The organism is Stenotrophomonas sp. STEN022, from assembly GCF_056760155.1.
Genome location: NZ_JBRREG010000001.1, coordinates 45,632 through 67,140, shown reverse-complemented (window position 1 = coordinate 67,140; position 21,509 = coordinate 45,632). Strand labels below are relative to the sequence as shown.

Annotated in this window: 23 protein-coding genes; 5 read left to right on the top strand and 18 right to left on the bottom strand. The window is 65.3% G+C overall.

Features of this window, described 5'->3' with window-relative positions:
• Positions 1-148 precede the first annotated feature (148 nt).
• The 9 genes from ACVOMF_RS00395 to ACVOMF_RS00355 all read right to left on the bottom strand — a co-directional run bounded on the left by ACVOMF_RS00395 (position 149) and on the right by ACVOMF_RS00355 (position 7,888).
• Positions 149-2,143 (bottom strand): relaxase/mobilization nuclease domain-containing protein, encoded by a 1,995-nt coding sequence (locus ACVOMF_RS00395; RefSeq protein ID WP_023093942.1) that lies wholly within the window; start codon positions 2,141-2,143, stop codon positions 149-151.
• Positions 2,144-2,591: 448 nt separating this feature from the next.
• Positions 2,592-3,191: a S26 family signal peptidase gene (locus ACVOMF_RS00390; protein WP_023093941.1), complete on the bottom strand. Its 600-nt coding sequence runs from the start codon at positions 3,189-3,191 to the stop codon at positions 2,592-2,594.
• On the bottom strand, positions 3,188-3,733 hold the full coding sequence (locus ACVOMF_RS00385) for a DUF2840 domain-containing protein (protein ID WP_023093940.1): 546 nt from the start codon (positions 3,731-3,733) through the stop codon (positions 3,188-3,190). Before ACVOMF_RS00385 ends, ACVOMF_RS00390 begins: the two co-directional genes overlap by 4 nt.
• Complete coding sequence (locus tag ACVOMF_RS00380) at positions 3,730-4,014, bottom strand: hypothetical protein (protein ID WP_023093939.1); 285 nt, start codon at positions 4,012-4,014, stop codon at positions 3,730-3,732. Before ACVOMF_RS00380 ends, ACVOMF_RS00385 begins: the two co-directional genes overlap by 4 nt.
• On the bottom strand, positions 4,011-4,649 hold the full coding sequence (gene parA, locus ACVOMF_RS00375) for a ParA family partition ATPase (RefSeq protein WP_023093938.1): 639 nt from the start codon (positions 4,647-4,649) through the stop codon (positions 4,011-4,013). The genes ACVOMF_RS00380 and parA overlap by 4 nt, the downstream gene beginning before the upstream one ends.
• A gap of 253 nt (positions 4,650-4,902) precedes the next feature.
• Positions 4,903-5,772 (bottom strand): replication initiator protein A, encoded by an 870-nt coding sequence (locus tag ACVOMF_RS00370; RefSeq protein ID WP_425529046.1) that lies wholly within the window; start codon positions 5,770-5,772, stop codon positions 4,903-4,905.
• A gap of 14 nt (positions 5,773-5,786) precedes the next feature.
• Positions 5,787-6,071 (bottom strand): helix-turn-helix domain-containing protein, encoded by a 285-nt coding sequence (locus tag ACVOMF_RS00365; protein WP_023093936.1) that lies wholly within the window; start codon positions 6,069-6,071, stop codon positions 5,787-5,789.
• A 111-nt stretch (positions 6,072-6,182) separates the two neighbouring features.
• A complete protein-coding gene (locus ACVOMF_RS00360; RefSeq protein ID WP_023093935.1) occupies positions 6,183-6,950 on the bottom strand; it encodes a DUF2285 domain-containing protein in 768 nt (255 codons plus the stop codon).
• 344 nt (positions 6,951-7,294) lie between these two features.
• Positions 7,295-7,888: a DUF2958 domain-containing protein gene (locus ACVOMF_RS00355; protein WP_441084493.1), complete on the bottom strand. Its 594-nt coding sequence runs from the start codon at positions 7,886-7,888 to the stop codon at positions 7,295-7,297.
• 36 nt (positions 7,889-7,924) lie between these two features.
• On the opposite strand from ACVOMF_RS00355, the gene ACVOMF_RS00350 reads away from it, so the two are divergent.
• On the top strand, positions 7,925-8,257 hold the full coding sequence (locus ACVOMF_RS00350; protein WP_220276632.1) for a helix-turn-helix domain-containing protein: 333 nt from the start codon (positions 7,925-7,927) through the stop codon (positions 8,255-8,257).
• 303 nt (positions 8,258-8,560) lie between these two features.
• Here ACVOMF_RS00350 and ACVOMF_RS00345 read toward each other — a convergent pair whose 3' ends face one another.
• Together ACVOMF_RS00345 and ACVOMF_RS00340 are read right to left on the bottom strand one after the other, a co-directional pair.
• Positions 8,561-8,875, bottom strand: a complete 315-nt coding sequence (locus tag ACVOMF_RS00345) for a DUF736 domain-containing protein (RefSeq protein WP_023093932.1) — start codon at positions 8,873-8,875, stop codon at positions 8,561-8,563.
• A gap of 713 nt (positions 8,876-9,588) precedes the next feature.
• The gene (locus tag ACVOMF_RS00340) at positions 9,589-10,026 is read right to left on the bottom strand and encodes a winged helix-turn-helix transcriptional regulator (RefSeq protein WP_204326338.1); all 438 of its coding nucleotides are present in this window, start codon (positions 10,024-10,026) and stop codon (positions 9,589-9,591) included.
• Positions 10,027-10,064: 38 nt separating this feature from the next.
• On the opposite strand from ACVOMF_RS00340, the gene ACVOMF_RS00335 reads away from it, so the two are divergent.
• Positions 10,065-10,472 carry a YybH family protein gene (locus tag ACVOMF_RS00335; protein WP_023093931.1) on the top strand — a complete coding sequence of 136 codons (408 nt, stop codon included), beginning with the start codon at positions 10,065-10,067 and terminating at the stop codon, positions 10,470-10,472.
• Positions 10,473-10,568: 96 nt separating this feature from the next.
• Here the strand turns inward: ACVOMF_RS00335 and ACVOMF_RS00330 are convergent, their stop codons facing one another.
• The 3 genes from ACVOMF_RS00330 to ACVOMF_RS00320 form a co-directional block, all read right to left on the bottom strand.
• Positions 10,569-10,778, bottom strand: coding sequence for a hypothetical protein (locus tag ACVOMF_RS00330; protein WP_023093930.1), 210 nt, complete (start codon positions 10,776-10,778; stop codon positions 10,569-10,571).
• Positions 10,779-10,837: 59 nt separating this feature from the next.
• The gene (locus ACVOMF_RS00325; RefSeq protein ID WP_023093929.1) at positions 10,838-12,907 is read right to left on the bottom strand and encodes a ParB/RepB/Spo0J family partition protein; all 2,070 of its coding nucleotides are present in this window, start codon (positions 12,905-12,907) and stop codon (positions 10,838-10,840) included.
• Between the two features lie 79 nt (positions 12,908-12,986).
• Positions 12,987-13,817 carry a DUF932 domain-containing protein gene (locus ACVOMF_RS00320; RefSeq protein WP_023093928.1) on the bottom strand — a complete coding sequence of 277 codons (831 nt, stop codon included), beginning with the start codon at positions 13,815-13,817 and terminating at the stop codon, positions 12,987-12,989.
• Positions 13,818-14,469: 652 nt separating this feature from the next.
• Here ACVOMF_RS00320 and ACVOMF_RS00315 point away from each other — a divergent pair.
• The 3 genes from ACVOMF_RS00315 to ACVOMF_RS00305 are packed head-to-tail and all read left to right on the top strand — an operon-like array spanning position 14,470 to position 17,502.
• Positions 14,470-15,969, top strand: coding sequence for an MFS transporter (locus tag ACVOMF_RS00315; protein ID WP_023093927.1), 1,500 nt, complete (start codon positions 14,470-14,472; stop codon positions 15,967-15,969).
• A 13-nt stretch (positions 15,970-15,982) separates the two neighbouring features.
• Positions 15,983-16,558 carry a TetR/AcrR family transcriptional regulator gene (locus tag ACVOMF_RS00310; protein WP_023093926.1) on the top strand — a complete coding sequence of 192 codons (576 nt, stop codon included), beginning with the start codon at positions 15,983-15,985 and terminating at the stop codon, positions 16,556-16,558.
• A complete protein-coding gene (locus ACVOMF_RS00305) occupies positions 16,555-17,502 on the top strand; it encodes a cation diffusion facilitator family transporter (protein ID WP_023093925.1) in 948 nt (315 codons plus the stop codon). The genes ACVOMF_RS00310 and ACVOMF_RS00305 overlap by 4 nt, the downstream gene beginning before the upstream one ends.
• Before the next feature lie 176 nt (positions 17,503-17,678).
• Here ACVOMF_RS00305 and ACVOMF_RS00300 read toward each other — a convergent pair whose 3' ends face one another.
• The 4 genes from ACVOMF_RS00300 to ACVOMF_RS00285 all read right to left on the bottom strand — a co-directional run bounded on the left by ACVOMF_RS00300 (position 17,679) and on the right by ACVOMF_RS00285 (position 21,477).
• On the bottom strand, positions 17,679-18,188 hold the full coding sequence (locus ACVOMF_RS00300; RefSeq protein WP_023093924.1) for a JAB domain-containing protein: 510 nt from the start codon (positions 18,186-18,188) through the stop codon (positions 17,679-17,681).
• Positions 18,189-18,521: 333 nt separating this feature from the next.
• The gene (locus tag ACVOMF_RS00295; protein ID WP_481507571.1) at positions 18,522-19,541 is read right to left on the bottom strand and encodes a PDDEXK nuclease domain-containing protein; all 1,020 of its coding nucleotides are present in this window, start codon (positions 19,539-19,541) and stop codon (positions 18,522-18,524) included.
• A gap of 41 nt (positions 19,542-19,582) precedes the next feature.
• Positions 19,583-20,782, bottom strand: a complete 1,200-nt coding sequence (locus ACVOMF_RS00290) for a tyrosine-type recombinase/integrase (RefSeq protein WP_023093922.1) — start codon at positions 20,780-20,782, stop codon at positions 19,583-19,585.
• A gap of 227 nt (positions 20,783-21,009) precedes the next feature.
• Positions 21,010-21,477, bottom strand: coding sequence for an ABC transporter permease (locus ACVOMF_RS00285; RefSeq protein ID WP_481507570.1), 468 nt, complete (start codon positions 21,475-21,477; stop codon positions 21,010-21,012).
• Between the last annotated feature and the right edge of the window lie 32 nt (positions 21,478-21,509).

Below are 21,509 nucleotides of genomic sequence, written 5' to 3'. Positions count from 1 at the left end.
CCACTGCGTTCGTATGCATGAGCACGAGAGCACCGAGCGTCAGGACACCTTCCACATGCTCTGGTCATCCAGCAAGCATATGGCGCCGAAACTATGAGCACTCATAGACTTCATGACGACGGAGATTTTAAAGGACTAGTACCTGGAACTAGCCCAACGATGGCCCCTTTGGCCGACCGACTTCCCACGATGCCCCGATACCGTGCATCGTCGCTGCGAGTTGCTGCCCCCGCCGCTGTTCGATCACAGGCCGCCACGGCACCAGGCTGAACCCCATGCCATCATCGAGCATCGCATAGCGCCCGCTGGCAAGCATGACGGAGCGCCGGTAGATGCCTGCAACGCGCTGCCCGTCCGTGGCGGGCCGATGCGCCAGGCCGGTTTCGGCGGCAATGTCCTTGGCGGCCTGCGCCAGTTCCCGATTGCGCAGCGTGCCCAGCAGGTTGCGCGCCAGGATCACTCGCTGCCCGCGCCGCTCCGCCAGCCCCTGTTCTTCAAGGAAGTCGGCGCGCTGTTGCAGGGTGTTCTTGACCTCGCCACCAAAGCCCAAGTCGCCCAGCCCCTTGCCGCCGCCGATCAACTGCTGGTCGAGCCAGGTGGCTCCGATCACGCGCGCCTGCAGCTCGATGGACAGGTGCGATTTCAGCTCCACGGCGACGCCGCCCAGCCGTTGCGCGTCGTACTGGCGGCCACGCTCGGTCAGGTCGTCCGGCACCTTCCATAACCCCTCGGCCACGCGCTCCACGATGCCGGCCCGGCGCAGGGCTTCCAGCCGGCGGACGTGGGCCGCGACGACTTGCTGCGGGTCGCGGTCGGGCTTGGCCCGGCCCTGCTCGATCGCCAGGTGATGATCGGTGCGGTACAGGCCATCGCTCGCCAGCGCGGCGATGTTCTTGTCGGCCGCCCGTACCTCCGCGGAACCACGCACCTCCACCACCGATCCGGTTGGATAGTTCGCCAGCTCGTCGCCGGCGTTCAACGCGACGTAGTGGGCCTTGCCGTCCACCCCGTCGATGACCAGATAGCCGCGGTCGTGCAGCTCGTCGGCCAGCCCCTTGCCGGCCACGCGGCCGACGATGGTGCGGCCGTCGTCGCCCGGCTCGAACACCGCCAGTTCGCGCGGCTGGCCGCTCATGGCGCGCTGCATGGTGCGGATGATGTCGCCACGCTCGCCCAGGGCACGCAAGGTCTTCTCCGCGTCCGCATGGACGGCCCAGGTGCCGGGCTGCACCTCGTCGGCCAGGCCCAGGCGCTGCAAGCGTTGGAGTCGGCCGATCAGCAGCAGCCGCTGGCGTTGCAGCCGGGGTTCATTGAAGCGTTCGATCTGCACCCGGCCATCCACGCCGGCCTCACGCTGCAATGTGCGGTCGAGGCTCGTCCACCGCTCCTGTTTCACCTCGCGTCCCAAGGTCTGCTGGATCTCCAGTTCGGTGCGCTGCCCCAGCCATTCGGTCGCCAGTTCGGCGGCCCGATGGCGGAAGCCGTGGGCGATGTAGTCGCCGGCGATGATGAGGTCTTTGCCGGTGTCGTCGCGTCCGCGCACGATCAGGTGTGCGTGCGGGTTGTCGGTGTTCCAGTGATCCACCGCCACCCAATCCAGCCGCGTGCCAAGGTCGGCTTCCATCCGGTTCACCAGATGCCGGGTGTAGGTGCGCAGGTCGTCCAGCTCGGCGCCGTCCTCCGGGGAGACGATGAAGCGGAAATGGTGCCGGTCGTCGGCGGCCCGCTCCTTGAAGGCATCGAGGTCGGCTTCGTCGGTCTGCGGCCCGTAGGCCCGGCCCGGTTCGCCATCGCGGCCGGCGCCGTCGCGCTCAATGTAGCGCAGGTGCCTGGCGAGCGACTGCGGGCTGGCGTTGCGCTGGTTGACCAGCAGGGTCTTGATGGTCACGCGCCGCGACATGGGCGTCAGCTTCGCCCCGGCGAAGCGCGCCGCCGTGTGGCCGCGCCCAAGCCGTGAACCGGGGCGCTGACCGGCGCGTGCGCCGCTGCCGCCGGCTGCGGAATGGCGCATCGAGGACTTGCCGCTGCTGGCCTTGCCTGCCTGCTTGAGCACCTTGGAAACGAAGCTCTGGCCCTGACCCTTGCCCCGGTTCTTCGGGGCGCTGGGGCGTACCCGGAAATCGTCGTCGCGGCGGTCGCTCATGGCCGCGCATCCTGCAAGCTCTGGCGTGTCCTGTCGTGCGAAGCACGCGGACATACCTGCATTGGCGCGACCTTCGCGCCCCACGCGGCCCGGCGGCGAAGCCGCTCCGTGCCGCGCCACCCCCATGTGCAGACAGGCTTTCGACGCGGCCTAGTGCCGCGTCCTTTTGTCTTGCCTTCCGCCTTTGCCTTCCGCTGTCGCTCCAGGCACCGGCGGCCCGGCGGTGCTGCTGCGTGAGCAGCCAGCGCGCCGGCGAACGCGGCGATGGCCGCAGGCCGGGCGCGTTCGAGGCAAGACGCCTGCACGTTGGCCGGCTGCGCCGGCGACAGCGCGAAGTGCGGCGCGGATGCGCTCGCACTGCATGCGCGACGACATGCGGAAAGCCACGGGATCGACACGCCCGATGGCACGAGAAGATGCACGGCCACGTGCAGCGAGTCGGCGGCCATCATGGGCGTGTCTCCAGCCAGATCGGGCGCGCAACGCCGATCACGGCGGATGCGCTGACCGGGCCGAAGTAGCGGCTGTCGAACGATGCCGGATTCGTCACGCTCAACAAGAACAGTTCGCCCGGTTCAAGGCGGCGGCAAAGCTGCAAGGACGGCAGCGCCCGGCCCAGCCGGTCGGCAGGCAGCACGGCGGCGACCGGCACGCCGTCGATGCGTACCTGACCGGCGACGATGCAGACGTGTTGCGGCGCGACCGCGCCCACACGTTTGAGCAGCGGCACGCGGGTCGGCAGATAGCCGCGCTGTGCTGCCAGCATGGCGGCCCTGGTCGGCAGCGGCACCAGCACGATGCTGTCCACGGACAACGGACGTGGCAGCGAGGCGGTGCACGGGTCGAACGGCTCGATGCGATACCAGCCGACCGCCACGCTGTCGGACGGGTTGTAGGTCAGGCGCGGCAGCGGCGACACGAAAGCCGCCCAGGCCAGCGCAGCGAAGCCGAGGGCGGCCAGTGTCACCACGACGATGCGAGCGCGCAGGCGCGAGCGAGGACGCGGCGCCACGTCGGGCGCGTTGGGTGTGGTGGTCGGGGCGGTCATGGCAGCACCTTCCCGGCCAGCCAAGCAGCGTGCCGCTCGGCGGTGTATTCGGGCAGCGGCGAACGCGCTGCAAGACGGTTGCCCAGCGTGCGCCAGTACGCGGGCGACACGTCGATGACGGCGATGCCCTGCGCCTCGATGCCGTCGATGCGTTCCAGCACGGCGCGCACGTTGGCGTCGCCTTCGGTGTGCAGCAACAGGCGCGCGCCCGGCTGCACGCCGGGGATGCGCTGCGCCGCGTCCAGTGGCGTGCAAGCCTGCATCACCATGAGCTGCCAGCGGATCGTGCCGTAGTCGTTGGCCTGCCAGCGGATGCGGCAGAGCATCGCGCCCGGCAGGAACACCGCGCAGCGCCGCCAGTCGTCCAGGCGCAGCGTGCGTGCCGGTTCACCGAAGCGCAGGTAGAGCTTGAAACGGGCCTCGATGTAGGCCAGCGCCACGCGCGTCAGCGGCGCGCTGGCGGGTTGGCCGGAAGGCACGATAAATGATGGCTGTGGCGTAGCCGTGGCCGCGCCAGCGGCAGGCGAAGCGGATGCAGTCATGGTGTGTTCTCCCTGTGGTTCTCGGGAAACTCCCGCTCCAGCAGGCCGCGCAGCAGGTCGGCCACAGTCACGCCTCGCGTGAAGGCCGACACCTTGATGCGCGCCCGCAGCGCGGGCGTAATGTCGAGGGTCAGGCGCGCGGTGTAGAGGTCGCCTTTGCCCAGCGCATCGGCGTCGCCCTGGCGAATCCACGCCTCGGCGTGCGGATTCGCGGGCGGACGTGCGCCGATGCCGACGCGCTTGCCCATGCGTTTGCGGTTGGGTGGCTGCTGCGCTGTCATGGCGTCCACCGCAGCAGTTCGTCCACCAGGGCCGTGATTTCGCGGGCGGCGGCGCTGTTAGGTGCTGTCTCGCGTGCGAGCCGGCCAGCGGCCACGCTGTCGGCGAACACGATGCGCTGATGCACTTCCGAGCGCAGCGCAGGCAGCGGCTGTTCTGCCAGCGATTGCCGCGCCTCACGGCCGATGATGGTGGTGCTGACGCGCCGGTTGATGACGAAGGCTGCGCGGAGCAGCGGCCGGAACACCTGCGCCTCGCGGATGAGCGCCACCATCTCTGCGCTGGCCCACACGTCATAGGGGCTGGGCTGCACCGGGATCAGCACACGCTCGGCCGCCAGCAGCGCGGAGCGCGCCAAGGCGGCGATCCTGGGTGGCCCATCAATAACGACGTGATCGGCCCGCCTGGCGAGTTCTGGCGCTTCCTGATGCAGCGTTTCACGGGCCAGGCCCACGGCGCTGAACAGCCGTGGCAAGCCTTGCTGGCTTCTGCGCTGCGTCCAGTCCAGCGAGGAACCCTGCGGGTCGGCATCGAGCAGGACGACATGCTGGCCGCGCAGCGCCAGTTCGCCCGCGATGTGCGTGGCGAGCGTGGTCTTGCCGACACCGCCTTTCTGGTTGAGCAGAGCGAGGATCATGGCGCGGCCCTCCGTGTTGGAAAGCCGGTCTTTCGCTTCTGCGTGTGGTGCCGTTGGGTGGTTGTCCACCGAAACGGCGCGCTTCTACTAAAAGTTATGTATTTACTGTTAGGGAAGTTAAGGGGCGCGAAAACCCAATGCTGGCGCGGCTTTGCGGCCGATTTTGTTGCCTGATAGCACGAGGATTTGTTGCCTGATAGCACGAGCCTCCTGTTGCCTGATAGCACGAGTGAATTAACAGGTTTTCCCAGACTTATCCCCGTGCCGTGGGCGGCACGGGCCGAAAGGTCAGCAGTTCGGTTTTCTCGCCGGGCATGCGCTCGATGCCCAGGACGTAGCCGGGCAACGACTGCCGCGCCACCAGGGTGCGCAAGTCGGCGGCGAAGTCGTAGAAGCGCGCCACGCTGCCGGACTTGCGGTACAGGTGCTGGAAATCGAATTGCCAGCCGTGCTCCTGCCGGCCGCCATGCTTGCGCACCAGCCGGTACAGCCAGCGTTCGATGCCGCCCGTGAGCCGGAAGTACGTCGGGTCGATGGTCAGTACCAGGGCGGCGTCCACCACGCCCGCGTAGAACCAGTCCGGCAGGATCAGTTCGATGCCCAGCGGCGTGCCGCTGGCATCGGCCAGCTCGCGCCATTCGTTCACCCACGAAAAGCGATGCAGGCGCCGTCCGGTCGTCTCGCGGATGGACGTGGCCACCGTTGTCGATTGCAGGCGATCCAGGGCCGCTTTCAGGCGCTGGTAGTCGCGCAGCGACGTGCCGCGCCCGATGAAACGCAGGATCTCGTAGGGGCGCACCTGCATCAGCCGCGAGGTCGGAATGCCCGCATCGCGGGCTTCCACGATCTGCGAGGCGGCCCAGATCAGGATGTCGGCATCCCAGATTGTGGCAATGCCGTGCTCCTGCGTACCCTCCACTCGGATGGTGATGCCACCGGCGCGGAAGTCGATCGGCGCCGTGCGGCGCGACTTCGCCAGCGAGAAGAACGGAAAGGCCATCAAGTCCTGGCTGTCGCGCGGCGCCATGTCGCCCGGCAGCGCGCGGAACAGGTCGAGCTGTTCGCGCTGCTGCACTGGTCGCTGCCGCAGGGGCAGCGATGGGCTGGACATGGCGATGGCCACCGGCGAGCCAGAAATCAGCGGCCATCACGGTAGTCGCCCGCATGCCGCTCGGCATATTCCGGGTCGGAAGTCGCCTCGTAGCTGCGCTGGTCGGCCCAGGCATCGAGGTCGGACACGGCGTACATGACGCGGCGGCCGAACTTGCGGAACTTCGGCCCGCCGCCGATCACGCGCTGTTTCTCCAGCGTGCGTGGCGACAGGCGCAGGTATTCGGCGGCTTCGTCGTTGGTCAGGTAGCGTTGGGGCTGCGCAGGCGCAGCGGCAGCAGCGGCGGCAGGCCGCAAGGGAGCGGGTCGCATGGGATGTACCTCCATCAAGCCCGGCCACACCACGCGGCCGGATAGAGGCACTTTCAAGAAAGCGAGGCTGCTTGCTAAGGGACGATCTGCGGGGGACGCGAAACGTCCCCCCTACTGCAACGGCGGCGGAAGCTGTGCCAGGCGGCGATAGCCGCCGCGCATCAGCGCCTCGCCACGACGTACCAGCCGCCGCACGCGGGCACGCAAGGCGCTGTCCTTGTGCCAGTCGGCGGCGACCGCATCCACGCCGAACAACCCTTCGGCGATTTCGCGCAAGGACGCGCCCGCCTGGGTCGCATCGAGCGCCTGCAAGGTGTGCAGTTCCAGCACCGCGGCCGGCGTGGGCCGGGAACGGGCCGCCGCCGCAGGCACGCCAACCGTGGCTGCGGCCAGAGCGTCCAGCTCGGCCGTGAGCGTGCGATAGCGCGCGCAGGGCTTGGCGCAGGCGCGGGTGGCATAGAGGTAGGCCATGCCGTCTTCCAGACCCGGCCCGAGCGCGAGCCGCAGGCAGCAGCCGGGCCAGTGTGACACCAGCACCAGGCGCTTGCCGTCGTGGATCAGTTGCTTGCGGCCCGGTACGCGCCAGAACTCGAAGGCATGGGCCGCAGGTGGTGGGTCGGCATCCGGGTAGAGCTGCACCACGGCATCGTGATCGGGGAACCAGATCGGATGCGCGTCGCGCGCATCCAGGGCTGGGTCTTCCAGCAGGCGCAGGCCCCAAGTCTGCGGCGCGTCCCGCCGTCGGTGGCGGCGCAGCCAGTCGCGGCGATAGTCGGGATTCCTGCGCAGGTATTCCCAGGCCAGCGCGGGGCCATCAAGGTGCAGAACGTAGAGATAGGCCGCTGTGGGATACCAGTGTTCGGCGCTGCGATCAGTCATGGCGAGACCTCCCTGTGCTTGGGGTTCGTCGCCACGGATTCCGCCGCACGATAGCTATCGAATTGCCATCAGGTCGTCATCAAGAAGGGCTAAGCTGTAGTTTTGGGTGTCAAGACCGTTTGGCTCCGGCGTGTTGCGGAAATCGTCTGAATGCGACGGCTGCGCAACCCCAAAAATGGTGCGCCGCATCAGATACCGTGCCGGAGCCCACGCAAAAGATCATGACTGTTTGCATCAGGCTGGCACCGCTTCAGTGCATCAATACGGATTAAGACCTGCACGGTCTTGGCAATGACTGAAATAGTCACAATGCTCCCCGGCTGGCCGGTCCGCGCTGGGGTTCATCAGTCACTGATCGAACCATCCTCCTGCGACAGCCGGACATACTCCGACAGCGGACGCACCGCTAGGAAATACCGATCCCGTCGCACTGGTAATCCGCGCGGCCCCACGATGCCGGCCAGGTCGGATAGCTTGACCGTCCCGAGCGCAGGCATCCCGATACCGAGGTCGATCAGGCCGTAGGCCGTATCGGTATCCGCAGGGTCGAGAGACACCAGCAGCCAGGTCGCGTGCGCGTCCGGGGTGAACAGACGTACCACCGGCAGTGGATCGAATCGCTGAACAGCGGCTAGCGCCTGGCCGTGGGTCAGCAGCCGCGCGCGTTCATCAGCGGTGACAAGCGGCAGGGTCATGGGCAGCCTCCTCACGAAACCGAGGATGCGCGGATGCGCTTTGGTGCCGAAGCGCAGAACCGCCGAAACGCATCCGTGCATCCGTGTGGAAGCACGAATGCGCAAACCATCGCATCCGTAGAAGAACAGAAGCGCCGAGGCGGAATTGTCGGAAGCCGGAAAGACACGGATGCGATTCCCCGGTTCTGTCGGAAACCGTAGAGGCGGATTTCCGTAAAAGCACGAAAGCGGCCTTTCAGCCATGAATGAACACTATAGATTGTAGCCCTATAGGGCGCAATGGGCTGTCATCTTGGTTTTTATGGGGGAACCAGGTTGGTGGCAGCGAAACACTCATTGGCGACGGCAATACGGACAGTCAGGAAGGCGCGAGGCTTGAGCCAGGAAGCGTTCTCCGACGTGTCCAGCCGCACCTATATGAGTACGCTGGAGCGCGACCTGAAAAACCCGACCCTGCACAAGCTGACCGAGCTGTGCGAGGTCATGGAAGTGCATCCGCTGACGTTGCTGACGCTGGCCTATGCCGGCGACGACACGCACAAGGCCGACGAGCTGCTGGCGCGGGTGCGCCAGGAGTTCGAGGCCGTGCTGAAAGAGCGCGACGCGCCCTAGCGCGTCTGAATGCCCGCAAGCGGAGCGCGCAGCGCCGCCAGGCGCGAAGGCGTGAGGGATTGAAGCCGAATGGACATGACGCCATTGGCGGCATGGGGCGCAGCCCGAAAGCCCGGCGGCGCAATGCGCCGACACGCCATATTGTTCCTGCCGCCACGGGCTTCGAGCCATCCGACCATCGCCGATGCGATGCAAGCCCCAGGACATGCGGGGCATAAAGCAACCGGCGAAACCCTGTGCGTGCGGTGCTGAGATCAGCAGCACCGCGCCCCGCCGCAAAGGGCGGGACGCGGTGGGCGGTCGTCAGGCCGCCTTGGGCTTGCTGCGCGACCAGATCAGGTCGTGCGTGCCGTTCTCGCCTTCGATCAGGCGGGCATAGACCGTCGCCGGGAATGAAGGATCGTCGATGGCCACCGACAGGTAATCCCGCCCAGCCTCGCTGGTTTTCTTCCACGCCGCGCCGAAGTCGTGGCCGGCAGCTTGCAGGCGGAAGTCCGGGGCGCTTTCGTTCTCGCCCTTGTCGTTGGGAACGAGCTTGACCTTGACGTTGAGGGTCAGGGTGCGAAGCGTGCCGGTGAAGCCGTCTTTCTCTGCGGTGAAGGTGCCGATGTTAGCCATGGTGATTTCTCCTTTCGGGTTGAACAAGGTCGCGCCAGTGCGTCCTTGTTGTGATCCGTCCGGTGGGGGATGGGCTGGCCGCACCGCGCAGCGGTCGCAACACCGTGGAGAGCCTGGAAGCGAAAAGAATTTGTCCCGCGAGGAATGCGCACAGCGCAGGGGAAATTGTTTTCGCTGGAAGGTTGCGGCCATGAAGCCCAGCCACCGCCAGGATTCAAAACAACACAAGGACGTACTGGCCGCCCGCTCCCGAATAGAGACATGGCCGACTCGGCATCCCCGCGTGACGGCTTCACCTGCCTGCGCCCTGACACGGGCAAGGACAATGCCAAGCGACAAGGTGAAAGCGCCCCTCTCGCTGCTTGCGGCCCTTTGCGTGAGGCGTGGTGTGGAAGCTCCATTGCAAGGCCGGGCGGTGTGTCGGTGAACCGTCCTTCATGACGTACAGGCGACGAACCGCCAGCGTCGAGGACGGCACGCTTTTGCACAACCTGCCGCAGCAAGCCGGGGCGTAGGCCCGCACAAGTCCCGCCCTTTGCGGCGGGGCGCTGCCTTCCACGCAAGCGGAGCGCGCAGCGCCATAGGCGCGAAGGCGTGAGGGATTGAAGCCGAATGGCCGTGACGGCGAAGTCGGCACGGGGCGCAGCCCGCAAAGCCCGACGGCGCACCGCGCCGACACGCCCATCAGCGAGATGCGAAGGCTTCCCTGCGCGTCAGGGAAGTGCTGGTTCTGCCGGTGGCCAGCCGCTGCCAGCGACCGCGCCTTGATCGAACTGACAAGACCAAATCTCCAACTGATCGAGAATATGCAGCAACGCCTTCCCCGAGTGCGTCAGGCCATAGGCCACTTCTCTTGGGAACACCGGCATGGTGCAACGCTCAAGCAAGCCCCGGCCTTCCAACCCCTGCAAGCGTTCGGACAACACCTTGGGCGATACGCCGGGAAGAGCGGCCGCAAGTTCGCTGTGCCGCCTCTTGCCCTCTTGCAGATGCCATAGCACAAGGGCATTCCAGCGATGACCGAGAAAGGCCAGCAAGTCCTCCACCGGACATTCCGATGGCCGGCGCGGCGTGGGCGGCTCCAGTGTGTGTTCGCTCATTGGGCGTGTTCCGTTCTGTTCTTTCCGTTTGGTGAGTTCAATCCACTCCATCCATCATCGCCCGCTTCGACATCAATGGAAACGCCATCATGACATTCGACGTCACATCGCCCGAGCGCATGAACGCCACGTTCGCCAACGCATTCAACAGCCGCAACGTAGGCAATCTGCTCGCACTGTACGAGCCGGGGGCCGTATTGCGCACCAATGGGGGCAACACGAATCTGACGGGCCTTGAAGCTATTGAGGGTGCGTTGACGCAACTTCTCCAAGTGCCGGGCCGGATGGCTTCGCACAACAATTTCTGCATCCTTCATGGCGATCTGGCCCTGCTTCGCGCGGACTGGGAGCTGACCGCCGACGATGGCGCTGTGGTCGCATCGGGAAGTTCTGCCGAACTGGTGCGTATGCAGCCGGATGGTCGTTGGCTCTATGTCATAGACCATGCCGTTGGCGCGGGCCTTCCACGCACTCCGGCTGCGGGTGGAGCGAAGTAGCGGCAGGCTTTGAACACTGGGCGCGGCCACCGCCGCGCCCGGATTTGCATTTTACCGCGCCCAGGACGGCACGGCCTGGGCGCGGTGCTGATCGGGTTACTCCTTCGTCTCGACAATCCACCACACGGCACACGGCAAGGCGCGGCCTGTGATGGGGTGAATGTCTGTCAGGTCGGCGCGGGCCGTCCAGCCGTGAGGCGGACGGTAGCCGCGCACGTCGCCATCGCCATGCCAGCGGCGGGCGCGTACCGTGCCGGGGGCATAGGTTGCGCCCATGCGTGGGCGGCTCGTATGGGTGTGGGTCATGGTCGGCATCCTCGACGTGAAGCGCCCCGGTCGGAACCGGGGCGCTTATCGGGACAGGGTCACGCAGCCAATGCCTCGGCCGGTTCATCGGTCATGGCGGCGGTGTCCGTGGTGTCGGGTTCCGCATCCGTCGCCACGTCCTGCGCCGCCTGCTGCTCCGGGGCTTCGGCGGCGAAGATGGCGAGCATCCAGCCGGTGCCGTCCGCCAGCCGCTCGGCTTCGCTGGCAATGTCGGCCTTCTTCAACTTCGCCAGCCGGGTGACGTGCGCCGGGGCGTACTGCTCTATGGCTTCCAGAATCGCGGCCTTCGGCACATGCCGGAAATAACCCTCATTGGTGGGCTTCCACCATGCGGCCATGTCCAGCCCCACGGCCTGCGCCAGTTCCGCGCCCGGTTGCTGCTGCGTGGCGCGGGGTGTCACCACGTCCACCGTGACGGCCACGCATACCGCCAGCAGCCGCACCAGTTCATCTTGCGACTTCGCCAGCAGCACGGCGAACAGTTCGGCACTGTCCTCCGGCAAGGCTTCGCCTGCCACCTGCTGCAACTCGCGCAGCGCCACAGCAGCGGGCGAATCCGGTATGTCCGGGGCCAAGCCTTCCAGCCGGTCTTTCACGGTCAGGCGCACGCCCAGCGGCAGGTCGTGGCCGTAGTGGCTTCCCTGCAGGACGGTCTGCACCATGCCATGCACCAGTGCGGCCAGCGCCACTTGCGGATGCCGGGCGACTTCGACTTGCAGCGCGACGGTGCGGTGGGCGCTCAACCGCTGCGCCAGCTTGTCGGACATGGCTGCAGTCTTGGGCTGCGCGTCGCTGTCTCCGTCCTCGCCTTCATCGTCGTTCTCGGCTTCCGTGCCGCCGAAACCCTGCCGCAGCCTTTCCAGCGTGCGCAGCGCCTTGGCTTCGGCCTCGCGCATCAGCCCGCGATGAATCACGGCCTGCCCGTTGCGGTCGATGGTGACGATGGCACCGGCTGCGGCCTTCACGGTCGGGCTGTAGTCCTGCAAGCCATCTTCCAGCGCCTGCAATTGCTCGCCCACGGCTTCGCCTTCTTCCTGCAAGGCGTCGGCCTTTTCCTCGTCGTCGGCGTCCAGCGCGTCATCCACGGCTGCGGCCAGTTCCTGCATCTTGGATTGCAGCTTCTCGATGCGCTGCGCTTCGCGCTTGGTCGGTTCGCGCCGTTCCCTCGGCGCACGCTGGAAAGCGTGCAGGTCAGCATGGGTCACGGCGGGCGTGGCATCCACCCACGCCCAGCCTTCGGCCTTCACCTCGGCGGCGATGCCCGCCAGCCGGTCTTGTGCCAGCCGTTCCAGCAGCGCGGCATCGGTCAGATACACGCCCGCGTCACCTTCGGCGAACAGGTCACGGCGCACGCCACCGCCTGCGGCTTCGTAGGTGTCCAGCCCGACGAAGCGCACCAGCGGATGCCGGTAGGCGTCAATCTCGCGCTCGGTGAGGCGGTCGCGCAGCGCGGACGGCTGGCGCTGCCACGTCGGCGCGTCGTAGAAGGCGGTTTCCTGCGCGGCGTGGTCGTCGGTGATGGCAAGGGCCATCAACTGGTCAAGGTTCACGGCATCGGCCCGATAGTCGGCCATCAGGCGCGGCGAGACATTGGCGAGTTTCAGGCGGCGTTGCACCACCAGCGGCGTGACGGAAAAATCCGCTGCAATGTCCTCGATGGGTCGGCCTTCGGCCACCAGCGCGGCAAACGCCTCGAACTGGTCTGCCGGGTGCATCGCTTCGCGCTGCACGTTCTCGGTGAGGCTCGCGGTTCGGGCCGTACCATCGGCCACCAGCAGGCAAGGCACCTCCCATTCCTTGCTGATGCGGTGCTTCTTCGCCAGCAGCTTGAGGGCTGCGAGGCGACGGCCACCGGCCACGACTTCGTAATGCTCGCCATCGGCGGCGGCAATCACGATCAGGTTTTGCAGCAGGCCCACGCGCTGGATGGATGCGGCCAGTTCGGGGATGGACATGCGCGGGGTCTTGCGCACGTTGCGGCCCGTGGGGCGCAACACCAGCCGCGACAGCGGAACCAGTATCAGGTTCTTGGTCGGGTCGGCGGCTTCCAGCGGGACAGCGGCGGCGGCATTGACGGCGCGGGCTTCGGTGTAGGTGACGGCGTTCATGGTGATAACTCCTAACGGTTCAGGGATGCAGCAGCGAGGGATGCGGCAAGGGCTGCTGCCTGCCCTGCCGCGTGGGGAATCAGGCTTTCAACTGGCGCAGGCCATCGGCCAGCATCCAGAGGGCGCGATTGAGGCGCACATCGGAATCAATGCCCTGCACGGGGCGGGTCTGCTGGCGGCGTCCGTTGGCGCTGCGGCCATGCAATCCGCCTTTGGTCAGGTTTTCTTGCGTGCGGTTGAACACGCTCCACAAGTCCGGGCGGCGGTCGTCGAACCGGCGCGGCATCAGGATTTGCGATTCGGTGATGGGCGCGGGCTTGTTGTCGGTGGGGTCGTACTTGAGGGCCAGCGCGGCGCGGGCGAATACTTCGGCCTCGCCTTCGTCCAGCGTGATCGCGCGCATGGCATCGCGGGAATCCTTCACCCGGTCGAAGCCGCGCAAGACTTCGTAAGCGCCTTCGATGACATGCCCGGAAACGTCGCCCTTGTGGGGTACGCGCACATCGGCCACGGTGTCGCCACACACCAGCCCATTGCTGCACACGAACCGGAACATGCCTGCGAGCATTTGATAGCTGCTCGTGCCATCGTGCGAGTTCAACAACACGATTTCATTGGCCTCCGCGCCGTTGATCTGGCTGGCGTGGCGCAGGCGCAGCATGTGTTTCGTATGCTCGCGCTTGCCTTCATCGCGCACGCGGGTTTGCGTCACCATGAAGGGCTGGAACCCTTCTTTGCGAAGCTCGGCCAGCACGGCGGCGGTGGGGATATAGGCGTACCGCTGCGAACGGCTTTCATGCGGCGCGTCCGCGAAGATGGACGGCGCTACCCGGTGAATCTGGTCATCGGTCAGCGGGTAGTCGCTGCGCAGCGAGGGGGAACGGGAAGCGAAACGGGATGCGAGTTGCATGGTCTTTCTCCTGACAAAAAGGGTTTGCTGTTCAAGCCGCACACCGGATTCCTAGATTCGGAGCCCAGCCTTTCGGCTGTTCTGTGCGGTTGGCACGAGGAACCCGGTTGGCCCTGTTGCCACCGTCTTTCCTGAGTTCATCGCCCGCGGCCAAAGGAGCGCGCGGACGGGGGCCGTCAAGGAGACAAGCGCAGGGTTGGTGCGGCCCGCAGGCGCAGCCGAGGACACGGCCCTGCGCGCCTTGACGGCACACGGGAGCGGGCTACGGTCGCGGAGAAGGTGATGAAGTCAGGGGAGACGGCTGGACATGGCAACGGCCGCCTCGATGTGCCGAACCGCACGCAAGCGAAGCGCGCAGGCCCGAAGCTGGAAGCCGGGCCGAAGGCGTCAGCCGAGCGGAGCGAGGGAACGATGGAAGCCCGTCAGGGGCGAAACCCCGAAGGGGGTTCGATGCGCAGCACGACAGCGCGACCGGCCATGCTTAATGGCCAGAGACGCTAATGAAGCGGTAGTTTGAATTCTTGTTTTTCACAATAACTATACAAGTCATCCTGTATAGTTATAATTCCTATACTCTCCGCCAATGCACCTGCGGGAGCCCTGCCGCATCAGTTCGCGGCCGCTTGTAACCAGCCCAGGAGCCTGCTTGCCTATGATTCCCTCCAAATCCCAGCGCTGGTCCCTGCTGGTAACCGTCGCCGCCGGCCTTCTCCTGGTGACCTTGGACAACTCGGTGCTTTACACGGCGCTGCCAACGCTGACCCACGAGCTGCACGCCAGCGCCACGCAAGGGCTATGGATCATTAACGCCTATCCGCTGGTTATGGCAGGCCTGCTGCTAGGCACGGGCACGCTTGGCGACCGCATCGGCCATCGGCGCATGTTCCTGTTCGGCCTGGTGATTTTTGGCGTTGCATCCCTGGCCGCAGCGTTTTCACCGACTGCTTCGCTGCTGATCGCCGCACGGGCATTCCTTGCGGTGGGTGCGGCGGCCATGATGCCGGCAACCCTGGCGCTGATCCGCATCACCTTCGACAACGAGCGCGAACGCAATATCGCCATCGCCGTATGGGGCAGTCTGTCGGTAGTGGGCGCTGCGCTCGGCCCGATCATCGGAGGCCTGCTGCTGTCGCATTTCTGGTGGGGTTCGGTGTTCCTGCTCAACGTGCCGGTGGTCGTGCTGGCCTTCATCGGCACCCTGGCGTTCGCGCCCAAAGGAACGGTAGAGAGCGACAAACCCTGGGATCTGTGGTCCTCGATCCTGGCTCTGTTGACCCTGTCCGGCCTCGTCGTCGCCATCAAGGAAGTCGCGCACGCCGGACCCTCGTGGCCGTTGGCAGGCGCTGCGCTGGCAGTCGCCGCCGCAGGCGGTTGGCTATTTGTCCGGCGGCAGGCGCGTCTGCGCTCGCCGCTGCTTGATTTCAAGATCTTCCGCAAGCCTGCTTTCAGCGCGGGTGTGCTGGCTGCCGCGTTCGCGATGTTCACCATCGGCGGCATGCAGCTGGTGACCACCCAACGCTTCCAACTGGTCGCTGGCTTCACGCCGCTGCAGGCCGGTTTGCTGGTCTCGGCAGTGGCGATAGGATCGCTGCCTACGGCCTTGCTGGGCGGGGCTTTCCTTCACCGGCTGGGATTGCGGGTTCTCATCGCCGGCGGACTGGCGGCGGGTGCCATTGGCGCACTCGCCACCACAGCCGGCCTTCACCTGGGCCTGGGGTGGCTGGTAGCCGGGATGGTTCTCAATGGCGCAGGCCTTGGCGCTGTGATGGCAGTGGCCTCCAGCGCCATCGTCGGCAACGTGCCTCCGGCCCAAGCGGGCATGGCATCGTCGGTCGAGGAAGTCTCATACGAATTCGGCAGTCTCATCGCCGTGGCCCTGTTGGGAAGCCTGCTGGGGGCGCTTTACTCGATGGGCGTGAGCTTGCCGCCTGACGTCCCCGATGCCGCACGTGCAGGGATTGCCCAGGCGCTGGAGATCGCTCAAGCCAGCGAGCCTGTGAATACCGCGCTGGTCGAGTCCGCATCATCCGCCTTCGATCGAGGCTATCTGGTGGTGTTGTGGGTCATCGCAGGCGTGCAGGCTTTGGGTGCGCTGGTGACTGCCTGGTTGCTACGGCACCACGGGCCGGGCACTGCCACGGCCACCCATTGAAGGAGCGGTGCTCATGCGCCCCAGCAATCGCAGCAAGATCCTCGACGCCGCCATCCGTGTGGTGCATCGCGATGGCGTCACCGGGATTACCTTCGAGTCGGTGGCCGCCGAGGCCGGGCTGACGCGCGGCGGTATGCTCTACCACTTCCCATCCCGCGATGCCTTGCTTTTGGGCATTCACGAACACCTGGCGAACCAGTGGGAGGCACTGCTGGAAAAAGTCGCGGGCAAACCGGCTCATGAGGCCAGCGCGGAAGAGCGCTTCGCGGCCTATGTGCAGGCTTGCGCCCAAGGCAAATCCACCCGAGTCGAACTGCAGCTCATGCTGGAGGGCGCTACCCAGACTGCCCTGGCCGCGCCTTGGTCGGCGGTGCTGTCGCGCTGGATTCCCGCTACCCCGGCACAAGAGGATGTCGTCGCTGCGCTGTGGGTGGTGCGCCTGGCGGCCGACGGCCTGTGGGTTCACCAATCGTTCTCCAACAAAGCGCTGCCCGCGAGCTTGCGCAAACGTATCGGTCGTATGCTTCTGGACATGATTCCAAGGTCTGAGAAGAGCACTCAGGTGTCCAAAGAGGACGCGGACCAATGAAGCGCGTGGACATTGAACCAGGGGCGCAGGCGATGACCCCAGTGGACATTGAACTCAAGGTGCTGCGCCTACCGATCTACACCGGCGCGGTGGTGTCCCTGCTCGCCCTGATCGCAGTGCCGTTCACGGGTTCACAGGCCATCTTGCTTGATGGCTTCTTCAACCTCGTGTACCTCATCACCGGCATCTTCACGTACCGGGTCGGCCGGCTGTTGCGACTCGGCGCCAGTCGACGCTTTCCATTTGGCTACGCGCCGCTGGAACCTCTGGTCAACCTCATCAAGAGCCTGCTGATCGCCGGTGTCTCGATGCTCTCGATTTGGTACGCCGTATCCAGCCTTCTCACGGGCGGAACCGACATTCGCTTCGGGGTCGCGCTGCTCTATGCCTTCGTGTCTGCGGCCGTCACTATTGGTATGGCAGTCTATGTTTGGTTGCGCTACCGTCATCTGCAAAGCCCACTGGTCCAAGGCGACCTGGCTGCGCGTGTCATCGACGCACTGACCGCGTTCGGTGCGTTGCTGGCCTTCGTGATTGCATACCTGTTGCAGGCTTACGGCTACACACAAGCTGCACGTTATGTCGATCCGATTCTGTCGCTTGCCCTGGTCGCCATGACCGTCGGTATTCCCTGGTCGCTGGGTAAGGGGGCCTTGGCCGAACTGCTGTACATGGCACCGCCACCCAGCAAGACGGAGCCGATCGAGGCCACGATCCGGCAGGCCTTGAAAGCTGTGCCCCTGGTTGCGCTGGACATTCGCACCGTACGCATCGGTCGCTCCTGGGAAGTCATGATCCATGCCCAGCTCGGCCCGGATACCGAGATGAACACGCACGCGGCGGATGAGTGTCGCCAGCGCGTGGAGGCCGCGCTGGCTGGCGGGCATGATCAGGTTCGCCCGGTGCTGGTGTTCTCGCACCATGCACCTGAGCCGCTGAGATAGCGCGGGTTCGGTCGCTTCAGGAGTAGGGCTGCTGGATTGTTGGGGCGGCTGCGCTGCCGACTGCGCGTGGCGCTTTGGCAAAGGGGAATTGAGCACAGTCCAGCCTCTAAAGGCCATGCCAACTCCCATCGCCACATCATGCGGGTGAGCAAAAAAAGGGGCCGAAGCCCCTTTTGTCAGATCAGCCCGCGCTCGGCAAACGATGTGGCGTCGGTGCCTGCGACGATGATGTGATCCAGAACGCGCACGTCCACCAGGCCTAATGCCTCCTTCAGCCTCTGGGTCAGTGTCCTGTCGGCACCGCTCGGCTCGGGACTACCGCTCGGGTGGTTGTGCGAAACAATGACCGCCGCCGCGTTGAGCCGCAGCGCCTCCTTGGCCAGCTCGCGCGGATACACCGATGCGCCGTCGATGGTGCCTCGGAACATTTCAGCGTATTCGATCAGCCGATGCTGCGTGTCCATGAACAGCACCGCGAACACTTCATGCTCGAAGCCGGCCAGCTTGGCGCACAGATACTCCTTGACCGCCGCCGGTGAAGTGAACGAAGTACCGCGCTGCATCTTGCGCTCGATGGCGTGGCGCGCGGCCTCCAGAATCTGCTCTGCAGTCGCTAGCAGGTAGCGGCCCTGTGCGTCACGCACCATCAGCGGGGAATCGAACGATGAAAAGGACAGTTGCGACATGATCGTGCTCCGGTTGCTCGGGCGGAATTGCCCGGAACCGTGGAAGCACGGCGCAGCGCAAGCAGTCAGGGGTCGAAAGACGGCCGCCAGGACGCAAGGGCCATCGGCCCGAAGCCCTTGACGGCGAGAACGCCGTGGTACGGTGAAAGGGACAGCAAGACCGCCTACACCCGCCCAATGCACACACTCGCCTTTTTGCAAGCGGAGCGCGCAGGCCCGCCAGGGTCGAAGGCGTCAGGGGTCAAAGCCGGATGGCCGCACTACGGCACGAAGCGCGGGGTGCAGCCCGCGAACCCGACGGCAGCACGCCGGGACGCATGGTTGCTGCTTGGCCTACTCTGTGTCCTGCTTGCGCTGCTCGATCTGCAACCGCGCCCGCTCGGTCGCCTGCTGCAACTTCTCGCCCAGTACCGCGCGTGGCGGCAAGCTGGTCAGGTACTCGGCAACGTGGATGCCCGACTTATCCAGTTCCAGCAACTCGATCTGCTCGCGCTTCTTGCCGGTGCAAAGGATGATCCCCAGCGGCGAGGCTTCTTCCGGCTCCCTCTCGTGCTTGTCCAGCCAGCGCAAGTAAAGCTCCATCTGCCCTTTGTACGCCGCCTTGAACTCGCCTATCTTCAATTCGACGGCCACCAGGCGACGCAGTTTGCGGTTGTAGAAAAGCAGGTCAAGGTGAAAATCATCGTCGTCAACCGGGATGCGCTTCTGCCGGGCGACAAAGGAAAAGCCCGCGCCCAGTTCCAGCAGGAAGGCTTCCATTTCGCGGATGATCGCGGCTTCCAAGTCGCCTTCCTGCCAGGTATCGCGCAATCCCAGGAAGTCGAGGATGTACGGGTCGCGCATGACCAGTGCCGGCGTCATGCGCTGTGCCTCGCGCAGGGCCGCCAGCTCCTGTGCGATGGTTTCCTCCGGCTTTTGGGACAGCGCCGTGCGCTCGTACAGCATCGAGTCGATGCGCTCGCGCAGCGTCCGCACGCTCCAGCGTTCGGCGCTCGCCATCTGCGCGTAGTAGTCCCGCTGGAGCGGGTCTTTCAGCGGAATCAGGGCTATGAAGTGCGTCCAGCTCAATTGTCGTATCAGCGATACGACAATTCGCTCGTCCGGGTAAGCGGCGGCGAACTGCACCATCCGGCGCAGATTTTTGACCGAGAAACTGGTGCCATACTCCTTTACCAGTTGCGCTGCCAAGGTCAGCACGACTTCCTCGCCGTAGTCGGCCCGCCGACCTTCCAAGACCTGCGTATGGATGCGCTGGCCGATGCGCCAGTAGAGCATCGACAGTTCGCTATTCACCGCCGAAGCGGCGCGCTTGCGCGCGGCGTCGATCAATGTCCGAATATCGCCCAGCAGCACCGTCGGCGCTGTGGGTGCTGCAATGGAGGCTCTGCGTCTGGTCATACCCGTACCTCCGCCGTGTTCCGCGTGCCGGTAATCGCCAATCGCCGGTTCGCCACCAGTTCGGCCGCATCCCGCACCGGCTTGTCTTCGGTATGAACATAGTGCATAAACATCGCCACGGTCTTGTGGCCTGTGAGCTTCATGCCCACCTTGGTTGGTACGCCTGAGTTGGCAATGTCGGTCGTCGCTCGGTGGCGGATGCCATGCGTGCCGACATGCGGCACGCCAGCGACCTTGAGCACGCGCTTCCAGCCGCCATAGTGCTCACCGTGGGTCAGGTGCCGAGTCGGATCGTTTGGCGATGGCAGGACGTAGGGGCAGCCATCCCGGCGCGGTGCGGTGGATAGCAACCGATAGGCTTCTTCACTCATGGGCTTGGATATGCCGCCGGTCTTGCTATCGGGCCACACCACGCGGCGCTTCTCCAGATCAACCCACGCCCATTCGAGCGGGCAGATTTCGGAGCGGCGGGCGGCGAACTCGAATTGCAGGCGGATTGCCAGCGGGATGACGTAGTTTTCCAGTCCTTCCGCCTCCAGCTTCTCCAACTGGCGAAAGATCCGCACCAGTTCATCGTCCACGATAAGCCGGGTTTCCTTGCCGGGTGGGTACATCGGGACGTGGCGGCATGGATTCGTGCCGTCCGGGCGTAGTCCCCACACTTCGGCCAAGTTGAACATCTTGCGCAACACGCCGAAGGTGCGGTTTGCCTCGGCCTGCTTGTAGGCCAGCTTCTTCATCAGAGCGGCCACATCCGGGCGCTTCACGTCCTGCACTTTCATCCGCCCCATGATCGGGATGATGCAACGGTCGATGACGCCCTGATAGCCGCGCTGCGTGCTGGCCTTGTTGCGCTGCTTGGAATAGTCCTCCATGAAGGTGTGGCAAAACTCCTTCATGGTCGGCGCCTTGCGGGCAGCGTTCTTGGCCGCGCTGGGGTCGCCGCCCTTGCGTACCTCAGCCAACCACTCCTGCGCCATCGTGCGCGCCTGATCGACGGTCAGTTCCCCGTACTGGCCTAGGGCGGGCTTGCGGCGCTCACCGGCGTTCGTGCGGTACTGGAGCATGAACACCTTGCGGCCCGCCGGGGTGATCTTGCAAAGGAAGCCCGGCACCACGGTGTCCCGCAGTTCGACGGCCTTGGCCTGGGGTTGTGCCGCATCGACTGCGGACTTGGTGAGCTTGATTTTTGCCATGATGACTCCTCGGAAAGCCCGGATTCCAAGAGCTGCATGGGAGCCACGCGAGGGGAAGCCGGGTCAAGTTTCGGAAAGCACCGGCATATGTTGAACTCGCCTAAGTAATTGATAAACCTGCTGTATCGAGCCTTGGCGTAGTCCAGCGAATTGCCGAGCTGGAGTCATCGTGAAACAAAAAAGCCCCCATTCGGGGGGCTTGAAGTAACTAACTTGCTCTTCTGCACTCAAATGCGCGTGGCCCGCACGAACCGTGTGAGATATCCAGTCACCAAGGGCACAACGGTGTAGAGGACGGCAAACGGCAGCAGCGCGATGGAGGCGATGGCCTGCACCGCGTCCGGTGCTGCTGGCGTGAACGCAGCGAAGAACAGGGCCACGTGGACCCCGAAGACACCCAGCAGCCCTAACAGGAAACCTTTGAAGAAGCCGCCCTTCTGGCCGGTCTGGTCATACAGTCCCCAGCGTGAGGCACGGAAGCGCGCGGCCCGCCAGTTCATCCAGGTCAGTAGTGCCAGCAATCCGACCAGGGCTACGCTCGCGAGCAGGGCCAGAACCACCATGAAAGGATGGCCGTTGTTCTGGTGGATCTCCTGCGCCCCGGCAAGCATCACCAAGGAAGCACCGCCCAAGATGACGTAGGCGGGAGCCAAGGCACCCCAATTCATGTGCTGCGACGGCGATTTCATGTTCATGTGGACCTCCGTGATGAGCTGCTTCCCCTACT

Bases quoted from the DNA above. Each gene is read 5' to 3' on its own strand.
- ACVOMF_RS00360 (WP_023093935.1), bottom strand. From the start codon at position 6,950: ATGACTGATCGCAGCGCCGAACACTGGTATCCCACAGCGGCCTATCTC.
- ACVOMF_RS00365 (WP_023093936.1), bottom strand. From the start codon at position 6,071: ATGCGACCCGCTCCCTTGCGGCCTGCCGCCGCTGCTGCCGCTGCGCCT.
- ACVOMF_RS00390 (WP_023093941.1), bottom strand. From the start codon at position 3,191: ATGACCGCCCCGACCACCACACCCAACGCGCCCGACGTGGCGCCGCGT.
- ACVOMF_RS00335 (WP_023093931.1), top strand. From the start codon at position 10,065: ATGACATTCGACGTCACATCGCCCGAGCGCATGAACGCCACGTTCGCC.
- ACVOMF_RS00350 (WP_220276632.1), top strand. From the start codon at position 7,925: ATGGGCTGTCATCTTGGTTTTTATGGGGGAACCAGGTTGGTGGCAGCG.
- ACVOMF_RS00330 (WP_023093930.1), bottom strand. From the start codon at position 10,778: ATGACCCACACCCATACGAGCCGCCCACGCATGGGCGCAACCTATGCC.
- ACVOMF_RS00325 (WP_023093929.1), bottom strand. From the start codon at position 12,907: ATGAACGCCGTCACCTACACCGAAGCCCGCGCCGTCAATGCCGCCGCC.
- ACVOMF_RS00285 (WP_481507570.1), bottom strand. From the start codon at position 21,477: ATGAACATGAAATCGCCGTCGCAGCACATGAATTGGGGTGCCTTGGCT.
- ACVOMF_RS00345 (WP_023093932.1), bottom strand. From the start codon at position 8,875: ATGGCTAACATCGGCACCTTCACCGCAGAGAAAGACGGCTTCACCGGC.
- ACVOMF_RS00290 (WP_023093922.1), bottom strand. From the start codon at position 20,782: ATGGCAAAAATCAAGCTCACCAAGTCCGCAGTCGATGCGGCACAACCC.
- ACVOMF_RS00305 (WP_023093925.1), top strand. From the start codon at position 16,555: ATGAAGCGCGTGGACATTGAACCAGGGGCGCAGGCGATGACCCCAGTG.
- ACVOMF_RS00385 (WP_023093940.1), bottom strand. From the start codon at position 3,733: ATGACTGCATCCGCTTCGCCTGCCGCTGGCGCGGCCACGGCTACGCCA.
- ACVOMF_RS00315 (WP_023093927.1), top strand. From the start codon at position 14,470: ATGATTCCCTCCAAATCCCAGCGCTGGTCCCTGCTGGTAACCGTCGCC.
- ACVOMF_RS00395 (WP_023093942.1), bottom strand. From the start codon at position 2,143: ATGAGCGACCGCCGCGACGACGATTTCCGGGTACGCCCCAGCGCCCCG.
- ACVOMF_RS00300 (WP_023093924.1), bottom strand. From the start codon at position 18,188: ATGTCGCAACTGTCCTTTTCATCGTTCGATTCCCCGCTGATGGTGCGT.
- ACVOMF_RS00340 (WP_204326338.1), bottom strand. From the start codon at position 10,026: ATGGAGTGGATTGAACTCACCAAACGGAAAGAACAGAACGGAACACGC.
- ACVOMF_RS00355 (WP_441084493.1), bottom strand. From the start codon at position 7,888: ATGGCTGAAAGGCCGCTTTCGTGCTTTTACGGAAATCCGCCTCTACGG.
- parA (WP_023093938.1), bottom strand. From the start codon at position 4,649: ATGATCCTCGCTCTGCTCAACCAGAAAGGCGGTGTCGGCAAGACCACG.
- ACVOMF_RS00320 (WP_023093928.1), bottom strand. From the start codon at position 13,817: ATGCAACTCGCATCCCGTTTCGCTTCCCGTTCCCCCTCGCTGCGCAGC.
- ACVOMF_RS00310 (WP_023093926.1), top strand. From the start codon at position 15,983: ATGCGCCCCAGCAATCGCAGCAAGATCCTCGACGCCGCCATCCGTGTG.
- ACVOMF_RS00380 (WP_023093939.1), bottom strand. From the start codon at position 4,014: ATGACAGCGCAGCAGCCACCCAACCGCAAACGCATGGGCAAGCGCGTC.